Source organism: Persicitalea sp. (assembly GCF_041751555.1).
GTDB lineage: Bacteria > Bacteroidota > Bacteroidia > Cytophagales > Spirosomataceae > Persicitalea.
The window spans coordinates 1-9,073 of the sequence record NZ_JBGSXF010000228.1 but is presented as its reverse complement, the minus strand read 5'-3'; the positions used below and the strand labels follow the sequence as shown (position 1 = coordinate 9,073).

9 protein-coding genes are annotated in these 9,073 nt (G+C 52.4%); 1 reads left to right on the top strand and 8 read right to left on the bottom strand.

Going from position 1 to position 9,073, the window contains the following annotated elements; translation table 11 throughout:
* A partial coding sequence (locus ACEW8P_RS08190; RefSeq protein ID WP_373512600.1) for a TonB-dependent receptor occupies positions 1 to 1,735 on the bottom strand: 1,735 nt, incomplete at its 3' end.
* A gap of 85 nt (positions 1,736 to 1,820) precedes the next feature.
* Between ACEW8P_RS08190 and ACEW8P_RS08185 the strand changes: the two genes are divergently transcribed.
* Positions 1,821 to 3,584, top strand: a complete 1,764-nt coding sequence (locus ACEW8P_RS08185) for a discoidin domain-containing protein (RefSeq protein WP_373512599.1) — start codon at positions 1,821 to 1,823, stop codon at positions 3,582 to 3,584.
* Positions 3,585 to 3,739: 155 nt separating this feature from the next.
* On the opposite strand, the gene ACEW8P_RS08180 is transcribed toward ACEW8P_RS08185, so the two are convergent.
* From ACEW8P_RS08180 to ACEW8P_RS08150, 7 genes are all read right to left on the bottom strand, one after another.
* Positions 3,740 to 4,294 carry a hypothetical protein gene (locus ACEW8P_RS08180; protein WP_373512598.1) on the bottom strand — a complete coding sequence of 185 codons (555 nt, stop codon included), beginning with the start codon at positions 4,292 to 4,294 and terminating at the stop codon, positions 3,740 to 3,742.
* Positions 4,295 to 4,491: 197 nt separating this feature from the next.
* Entirely contained in the window at positions 4,492 to 4,968 is a 477-nt protein-coding gene (locus tag ACEW8P_RS08175) for an RES family NAD+ phosphorylase (protein ID WP_373512597.1), read from the bottom strand.
* Entirely contained in the window at positions 4,968 to 5,468 is a 501-nt protein-coding gene (locus ACEW8P_RS08170; RefSeq protein ID WP_373512596.1) for an antitoxin Xre/MbcA/ParS toxin-binding domain-containing protein, read from the bottom strand. The genes ACEW8P_RS08175 and ACEW8P_RS08170 overlap by 1 nt, the downstream gene beginning before the upstream one ends.
* Positions 5,469 to 5,689: 221 nt before the next feature.
* Positions 5,690 to 6,175, bottom strand: a complete 486-nt coding sequence (locus ACEW8P_RS08165) for a DM13 domain-containing protein (RefSeq protein ID WP_373512595.1) — start codon at positions 6,173 to 6,175, stop codon at positions 5,690 to 5,692.
* A gap of 151 nt (positions 6,176 to 6,326) precedes the next feature.
* Positions 6,327 to 8,024, bottom strand: a complete 1,698-nt coding sequence (locus ACEW8P_RS08160) for a sodium:solute symporter (protein ID WP_373512594.1) — start codon at positions 8,022 to 8,024, stop codon at positions 6,327 to 6,329.
* Entirely contained in the window at positions 8,021 to 8,194 is a 174-nt protein-coding gene (locus tag ACEW8P_RS08155; protein WP_373512593.1) for a hypothetical protein, read from the bottom strand. Before ACEW8P_RS08155 ends, ACEW8P_RS08160 begins: the two co-directional genes overlap by 4 nt.
* Positions 8,195 to 8,317: 123 nt before the next feature.
* Positions 8,318 to 9,073 (bottom strand): molybdopterin cofactor-binding domain-containing protein (locus tag ACEW8P_RS08150; protein ID WP_373512592.1); only part of this gene is annotated, 756 nt, incomplete at its 5' end.

Here is a 9,073-nt window from a genome sequence, read left to right as displayed (position 1 = left end):
GTCCGTAAGCCCCTCCTTCATAGTTGACGATGTGGTCGCGCATCTGTACATCATTAGTACCGGGCGTGATGGGCGACTTGTCGCCATCGGCGAACAAAGTACCTTCCGAGCGAAGCCGGTGGGTGCGGAAACTGGCCCCGGTGATGAGTTGCGTGGCAGGCGCGAGTTGCCATTCCTTCTGGGTGCTGAGGTCATAGAATCGCGCGGTGTTGGCGAAGGCCGCGCCGCGCACCGTCCGCGCGCCGTTGACTTCAATGGTACCCACGCCGCTCACGATTTGCTGGCGCAGGTCGTTGAAGGCTTTGCTGCCGACGGGTAGCATCACGTCCTGGGCTATACGCGACGCCAGAGCCTGGGCCTCGGCGATGCTTTGTCCGCCCGCTACGGCCTGCCCGAGTTGATAGGGCTGCGGCGCGTTGCCGTCGGGATTGGCGGCATAGACGCCGTCGAGCGGGACGTTGCCGGGCAAGCCGTTTTTGCGGGCCGCGCCGAAAATCTGGTTCCAGAGGGCGAAGTAGTTTTGGCCATAGGTCGGATAGCGGCCGCCGTCGGGTTTGGCGGGAGCCATCACGCTACCCATGATGCCGTTGCCGAGGCCGCTCAAGTCGTAGGCTTTTCCGCCATAGTCATAGACCGTGTAGGCCCGCACGAACCAGCCTTTGCCGGCGAGTTCGGCGCGGTGGAGGTCATATTGCATAGCGCGTTGGGCGTAGCGGCTGCTGCTCTGGAAAATCCCATTACTGAACGTATAGCGGTATTCGTAGGTCAGTTTGGTATGTTCGTTGATTTTGTAGTGCAGCGAGGGGTTCACGCGAATATTCCCGGCCTTGTAGCTGTCTCCCCAAACCGTGAACAGATCACCCGGTGCTTTGGCCCAAAGCAAATCCCGTTCGGCGTAACCCGGCGCGTAGATGCGGTACGGCTTATTATCGTTCATGGCAGTCAGCACGGTATTGGTCACCGTAGATCCCTGATCGCCGTAGCGATTGATGGCGTTCCATCCCAGCGGCGAGCCTTGCGCATTATTGGCGGGATCGGCCCCGGCGAGTCCACCCGAAGTGACGCGCTTGATGGCCGCATCGCTGGACGCGATGAATTCGTCGGCGGAGAAGTAGTTGGCATTGATCTTGAAAGCCAGTTTATCGCCGATGGTTTTGGCATAGCGCACTTGAAAATCGAGCAAATGACGATTACCTCCGCGCAGCGAGGCGGTCAGGCCAGGCGTGGTAAAAGGGTCTTTGGAGTGCATGAGAAGTACCCCATTGAGGGCATTGGAGCCATAGAGTGCCGAGTTGGCCCCGTGGACAATATCTACGCTCGCCAAGTCCAAATCCGAAATGCCCACCCAGTTGCCATAGTAAAGCGAGGCGGTTGGTGAGGTAACGTCCACGTAGTCGGCGAGTTGCACCACGCGCTCGGCCTTGTTGCTATTGAAGCCGCGCGTACTGAAACTGGTAATCAGCCAACTTGACTGGCTGACGTCGATGCCTTTGTATTTGGCCAGGCCCGAAATCAGGTCGATCGAGGCGGTGCGTTGCAGTTGCGGCGCGGCGATGTGCTCCATCGTCACGGGTGTCTCCATCACTCGTTCGGCAGTGCGGGAAGCGGCAACGGTAATTTGGTTCAAAGTACCGCCGTCGCGGCTCGTGGAATCGGTTTGGGCGTGAGCGGTTTTGGGTAAAAACGCAAGTGAGAGAAATAGGGAAGGCAGAAATTTGAGATATTGAATTTTCATAGAGATAGCGTTGGTCCTGAATGCCAAAGATAGAGCACTGCCTCTGCAATTAGTACTTTTGAACTATGCACTTGTCCTTTTCACTATGAAAAAGACTGTATCCCAATTCCTTGCCATCACGCTATTTTCTGTTCTCGCGTCGCTCCCAACTGCCTCCGCCCAAACGACCTACTGCAACCCGACCAACCTTGACTACGGCTACACGCCCATCCCGAATTTCTCGGAATGGGGCCGCCACCGCGCCACCGCCGACCCGGTGATTGTCAATTATAAGGGTACTTTCTTCCTGTTCAGCACCAATCAGTGGGGTTATTGGGAGAGCAAAAATATGTCGGATTGGAAGTTTCATTCCAGGCTTTTCCTGCAACCCTGGAACAAGGTCTATGACGAGCTTTGCGCCCCGGCGGTCGGCATCGTCGGTGACACGATGCTGGTCTTTGGCTCGACCTACACCGGTGAATTTACGATCTGGATGAGCACTAATCCCGCCGCCAACGAGTGGAAACCGCTGGTGGAGCGCTTCGGCATCGGTGGCTGGGATCCCGATTTCTTCACCGATGCCGACGGGCGGTTCTACATGTACAATGGCTCGAGCAACCGCTACCCACTCTACGGCATCGAGCTAAACCGCCGCACGATGGAACCCCTCGGCACCCGGAAGGAAATGTATTTACTGGAATCGTGGCGCTACGGCTGGCAGCGCTTCGGCGAACACATGGACGACACGTTTCTAGACGGCTTCATGGAAGGAGCGCACATGACGAAGCATAATGGCAAGTATTACCTGCAATACGGCGCGCCCGGCACCGAATCGAGCGGCTACGCCGACGGTGTGGCGGTGGGTGACTCACCGCTCGGTTTTTTCAAAAACCAAAGCGACCCGCTGAGCATGAAACTGGGCGGCTTCGCGCGCGGCGCGGGCCACGGCTCTACTTTTCAGGATAAAGACCAAAACTACTGGCACGTCTCGACCATCGCCATCAACCGGAAGAATAACTTTGAAAGGCGGCTGGGCATTTGGCCTACGGGATTCGATAAAGAAGACGTCATGTATTGCAACACCGCTTACGGCGATTATCCGCACTATTTGCCTTATCAGAGGCAGGATAACGGGCAAGATGCCCGTACCACATGGTTCACGGGCTGGATGCTGCTCAACTTCAACAAACCCGTTCGGGCGTCGTCGGCGCTGGGTGGTTATCAGCCTAATCTGGCCGTGGACGAGGACATCAAGACGTATTGGAGCGCAAAGTCAGGCGAGAAGGGCGAATGGTTCGAAACCGACCTGGGCGAGGTTTCGACCGTCAACGCCGTGCAAATCAACTACGCCGACCATGACGCCACCTCGCTGGGAAAAGTGACGGATCAGTTTCACCAGTACGTTTTGACGTATTCCAGAGACGGCAAGAAGTGGGAGACTTTGGTGGATAAATCCGCCAACCAGACCGACGTGCCGCACGACTACATCGAGTTGACGAAACCCATGTCGGCTCGCTACATAAAAATGGAAAACGTCCACATGCCGCAGGGGAAATTCGCTCTGAGTGGCTTCCGGGTGTTTGGCAAAGGCGCGGGCCAGAAGCCCGAGACGGTGAAGCAGTTCATGGTACTACGCACCGAGAAAGACAAGCGCAGTGCGTGGATTCGTTGGTCGCCCGTGGATGCGGCACAGGGCTACACGATCCACTACGGTACCGCACCCGACAAGCTCTACAACAACATCATGGTGCTGACGCAGAACGAGTACTGGTTCAAGGCAATGGATTCCAAAGCGACCTACTACTATACCATCGAGGCTTTCAATGAGAACGGGATTTCGGAGCGGTTTCCTTTGGTGACGGTGGAGTGAGGGGGTGGGGTAAGTTATTTTTGGCTTTGTATAAAGGGCAGGGACTTTGCGTTCGGGCGGGAAAACAAAGCACAAAAGCCGAATTTGTTACTAAATTTCAATTGAAAAATAACTGTTGAATTTTGCACGTCAGCCCGCCTAACGCAAAGCCCGTGTTACAGGTGGTTTCTTATTTTTTCCTTGTTTAACGACCTTGCGGACTGGGAGAACCTATACTTGGTATACGCTAGTCCAATTTCTCTTACAATATCCTGAATCGTTGAAAAGTAATTGAGCCATTCGTTTAAACTTCCGTCCCCAATCTCACGAATTATATTGTAGTCTCTATTATAGCTAATTACACCGAATTCTTCAAGGTATTCAAGGTCGTCAATATAAAAATTGGAGATATTCTCGATACACCATTCTAAATAGGGAGCATCAAATGAATATACTATTCCCACCTCATACCCTTCATACATTCCAAACTTCAAGATTGAATTCCTGTAATAGGCGGTTTCTGATTTCACTATTTTAAGATCCAAATGAGTTGTACTTTCAAATGGTAGCCATTTTATGGTTCTATAAAGTTTGCTATCAATCTCAGTTTCTTTTGGTTCAACCAAATCTACTGTTGTGATTGAACTATATTCATGATTTTCGTTTCGCAATACAGCCCAACAATCTTGGGTCACAGCTCTTCCAGATTTTATGATTTCAATTTTCTTCATTGTGATGCTGGCTGTAAATTACTTCTAACTCGTAAAATGGCGAAAGTTTTATTCCATAATTCCTTACTTTGTGCAACAAGTCAATAGCATCAACACAAGGGTCATAACTTGAAGCGGATGCTTGTATGTATCCACGTACAGGCAACTATTCTTCGATTGATCAATCCGCCGACCCCATGCGATTGGAAATTTAGCTATTAATCCCTGCCTTGCATAAACCGTTGGTCAAATCTCATCGGAATCTTTGAAATGACAGTGATCATTTTGGCATCCGGGTGATTGGGATTGATGAGGTAGTTGGATTCGGGGAAAACAATGCTGCTGGGTACTTTAAGGACCGCCGCACTATTGTCATAGACAAAATCATCGCCAATGAATTGAGTTTCAAAACCCGGAGGTTTGGCGTCCCAACTTTCCGGAAGATCTTCGAGGTGTAATTCAAGAATTTCAACGCTGTCTGGAATATCGATCTCTACGTAGTACCGATCAGTCGGTAAATCCTGGCTGAGGTCCAGATGTACGGAGACTTCCAACGTGGCAAGGGCCCGGGATTGAGCGGTATGTACCAAAAAAGTATTCAGGCTATTCCAGCGATAGCCTTCCGTCCGTGCGGCTCCTATTCCCTTCAGAGTGGTGTCCAGGTATATCTCCCTTTCAATTCTGTAAACGCGCATCAGGCCAAATTACCATATTCCAGCCTGTTGAGACAGTTCCTGACTTCCTGAATTCCCGTCAGGGAGTCAAAAAGGCTTCCCGGAGTAACCCCTCCGAGAGAGATATTGATTTTCTTAAGCCACCGCTGAAATTTTTCATCTTCGTGGTTAAATACCACTGACCCAAAATCCAACAACTCAGTCAGGGACAAAATCACTTCACTATCCCTCCCGCTGAGCAATTCCTTCTCTCTTTTTTTCTTGTTGTAGGTAGTCTGGGGTACACCAAGGAGGTTGAGAATTTGCTTCACGGGTATATTAGCCCGCTTACTGATTACTTCGATTGTCTCGTAGGGGAGTCCTTTGCGGAGAATATGCACCCTATCCATACGGGTAGCCCACACATATTCGTCATCGGCCACTTCGATGCGCCATTCTGGGCTAACAGCTTTCATTGACTTTGCCCGTCGAATACTTTTGCTGGGGTCGTATCTTCTGGCGCGGTTAACGCTTTTTTCCATTTTGATGTCCATAGCAACAAATTTGCTATAAATGTACAACAGAATTATTGTAATGAAAAGCAAAGAGTGAACTTAGAATAGAAAAGTCAACCTAACGACAGGTAGCTGCAAACAGACGGTTAGTCAGGCGATCAGGATTGTTAAAATCCTGATCGCCTGACCATGAACGGCGGCATTTCAGCGCTCTGCCACTGGCTGAATGCGGGATAACGAAAGGCGCGTTACTTTTGAGCGGGAACCACCAGTTCCGCCGAGCCGAACAACACGGTGAACTGCTTGCACCAAATCAATACCTGCTTGCGGTCATTGACTTTGGCGTCGTCGGGCAGCGTCAGGAAGAAGTTTCCGGTGTTTTTCAACTCAGCCAATTGGATGAAGTTCTTGGCTTGGGTGTCCTCGGCCAGGTAGATTCGCAAATCCGGTCCGGCGTCGGTTTTGAAATTGTCGAAAACCAGCGTGTAGGTCGTTCCCTTCTGGTAAAGCTTGGCCGTTCCCGAAGTGGGGTGGACGCCGTTCTTGAAAGTCCCTTGCGAAACCAGGGTTTGGGTGGAGGGATCGAAAGTCGTGCTGCCGCCCGTGGTGGTACCCGTTGTGCTGGGCGGCGTTACGTTGACGTTGTTGGCGGGAACGAGTTCTTTGTCTTTGGCGCAGGAAACGGCTACGGCAAAGGCTAGTAAAATGGCGAAATTTTTCAGGTAGGGTTTCATGGGAAGTTCTTTTTGTAAAATAACAAGACTACGGTAAAAGATACGCTCCTTCTTTCGCGATGGTTGCGTCGGGCGCGTCGTTCCTACCCGTTTTTACAGGAAGCTCCGTAAAGTCTCATTCACTAATGTCATGAGAGAAATTTGGGCAAAATCAGTTCAGAACTTCTCCCCGCTGCGGCCAAATCTGCTCGATGATCCAGGCAAAGCCAATTACCAGTACACAGCCAATCAAATTCAACCAGAGGAAAGCTGTCAGATCCTGCCAATAGCTATACACTACGAAAAATTCCCCAATCACCGCGCCCCAGAAAACTGCCCGGCTGCCGATGGATTTAAAGTAGAAAGCAACTAAGAAAACACCGAGAATCACCCCATAAAACAGCGAACCAAGCACGTTGACCGCCTCAATCATGCTGCCCAGCCGACTGGCGTACTGCGCCACGAAGATACAGAACACGCCCCAGCCGAAAGTCGCCCATCGGGAGGCACTTACGTAATATTTGTCCGAGCCGTCCTTGCTTACCTGACGTTTGAAAATATCCACGATCGTGGTGGAGGCCAGCGAGTTGAAAGCGGACGCTACCGATCCCATCGAAGCCAATAGAATCACGGCGATGAGCAGTCCGACCAGGCCCGCCGGGAGGTAGTCGATCACGAAGCGGAGGAAGACGTAGTTGACATCGTTGGTTTCCTCGCCGTTGGCTTTGGAAATCAAGTCTTGTGCTTCTTGCCGTACGGCTTGCACCTTTTCTTCGGCGGCTCCAAGGTAGTTGCGCTCGCGGTCTATGGCGGCCTCGTCGTCTTTTTCCAAAGCATCGGTCAGAGCCCGCACATGGGGGCGTTTTTCGCTTTGCAGGATGGCATGGCGGTCTTCCAGTTGTTGGTACTGCGGCGCGTATTCGGTCGCCATCACCTGATCCACCTTTACCTGGTTGAAAAACATCGGCGGCGTAGTGAACTGGTAAAAGGCAAACACCAGCGCTCCTACCATCAGAATCAGGAACTGCATGGGAATTTTCAATAAACCATTCATCGCCAGGCCCAAGCGGCTCTGCCCCACCGAACTGCCCGTGAGATAGCGGCCCACCTGCGACTGGTCGGTGCCGAAGTACGACAACTGCAAAAAGAAACCACCGATAATGCCCGACCAGACATTGTAGCGGTTGTTGAGGTCGAAGGTAAAGTCGATAACGTTGGTCTTGCCCATCTTGCCCGCCACGTGTAGTGCGTCGGTGAACGAGACATCATCAGGCAACAATTTCACTACTGTGATGCCCGCGATGACCATACCTAGTGTGACGATGCCCATTTGCTGCAAATGCGAGTGTGACACGGCTTTGGCCCCGCCAGTAACCGTGTAGAGCATCACCAGACCGCCCGAAATGATGTTGGTCCACATAATGTCCCAGCCCAAAATGGCCGACAAAATGATGGAGGGCGCGTAAATGGAAAGCCCCGTCGAAAGTCCGCGTTGCAACAAGAAAAGTCCCGCCGTCAGGCTGCGGGTGCGCAGGTCAAAGCGACCTTCGAGGTATTCGTAAGCCGTGAAAACGTTGAGTTTGTGGAACTTCGGCACGAACGTGATGCACAGCACGATCATGGCAAAAGGCAGTCCGAAATAAAACTGCACGAAGCGCATCCCGTCGGTATAAGCTTGTCCGGGAGCTGAGAGAAACGTGATCGCGCTCGCCTGCGTGGCCATCAGCGATAGCGTTACGTGGTACCAGGGCAACGAGCGGTCGGCCCGGAGATAGGAGTCGATGTTCTTGTTTTCGCGACTACGGTAAATTCCGTAGCCTACGATGAAAGTGAGCGACAACGCCAGGACGATCCAGTCGAGGTAGCTCATTGAAAGTTAATCATAAAAGCGTAAAAAAGGACAATCAGCAGCAGCAAGACACCGGCAATGATGGCGTACATCTGTCGCCATGTCTTGACAAATGGCGGCAATCCTTCGTTCGGGCTGTGCTCCGCCGGGCGACGATCCGCCGGGCGGCTATCCGCTTCGGGTAAGGGCATGAGGTAGGGTTGTGTTGGCTAAGAACGAATGCAATGGTGTGACGTTGCATTCGACTATGAGCAAAAATAGAACCCTTTTTGGAATGTAAGGGGAATTTCTTGGAAATAGTGGTCCGCTCGCAGTTATCCTACTACATCACTCGACTTCACGGGCAAGTGCCGGATGCGCTTGCCACTCGCCCGGTAAATGGCATTGGTGAGAGCAGCGGCCGTGGGGGCTTGCGCGGCTTCGCCCGCGCCGAGCGGTTCGAGCTCGGGATGGTCGATGACGGCGACCTGCACCTCGGGAACTTCGGTATAGCGTATGATGGGGTAAGAAGTCCAGTCGCGGGTACTGATTTGCTGCTGATCGAAGCCAACCTCTTCCTTCAAAGTCCAACTGGCCGCCTGGATCAGGCAACCTTCGGTTTGGTTGATGATTCCGTCCAGGTTGATGACCTGCCCGGCGTCGAGGGCAGCCCACATTCGCCGTACTTTCACCTCTCCCGATTTTTTATCCACCACTACTTTGGCGGCTACCGCGCAGTAGGAAGCAGTGTTCTTATATCGGGAAAAGGCTAGTCCAATTCCTTCGTTCGGGCCACTTTTTTCACCCTCTATCATCTGTCCCAGCTTTTTCAGGACGGCGATGGCGCGTTCGTCAGTGGAGTGCGCCAGCCGAAAATCCAGCGGGTTCTGCCCGGACTTTTCTGCCAGCTCGTCCATCAGCGACTCGATGGCGAAAATATTGGCGTAAGCGCCCAAACTTCGCAGCGACGACACCCGCAGCGGCCCCTCGAAAGCATGAGCATCGATTCTGAGGTTAGGAATATCGTAATAAGGTTCGGAATTTCGGTAGCCCCCCCCGAAGTACCCCATTGAGGGCTTAGGGAATGGCTT

Coding starts and splice junctions, on each gene's coding strand:
- ACEW8P_RS08165 (WP_373512595.1), bottom strand. CDS start 6,175: ATGAAACCCTACCTGAAAAATTTCGCCATTTTACTAGCCTTTGCCGTA.
- ACEW8P_RS08175 (WP_373512597.1), bottom strand. CDS start 4,968: ATGCGCGTTTACAGAATTGAAAGGGAGATATACCTGGACACCACTCTG.
- ACEW8P_RS08170 (WP_373512596.1), bottom strand. CDS start 5,468: ATGGAAAAAAGCGTTAACCGCGCCAGAAGATACGACCCCAGCAAAAGT.
- ACEW8P_RS08155 (WP_373512593.1), bottom strand. CDS start 8,194: ATGCCCTTACCCGAAGCGGATAGCCGCCCGGCGGATCGTCGCCCGGCG.
- ACEW8P_RS08185 (WP_373512599.1), top strand. CDS start 1,821: ATGAAAAAGACTGTATCCCAATTCCTTGCCATCACGCTATTTTCTGTT.
- ACEW8P_RS08180 (WP_373512598.1), bottom strand. CDS start 4,294: ATGAAGAAAATTGAAATCATAAAATCTGGAAGAGCTGTGACCCAAGAT.
- ACEW8P_RS08160 (WP_373512594.1), bottom strand. CDS start 8,024: ATGAGCTACCTCGACTGGATCGTCCTGGCGTTGTCGCTCACTTTCATC.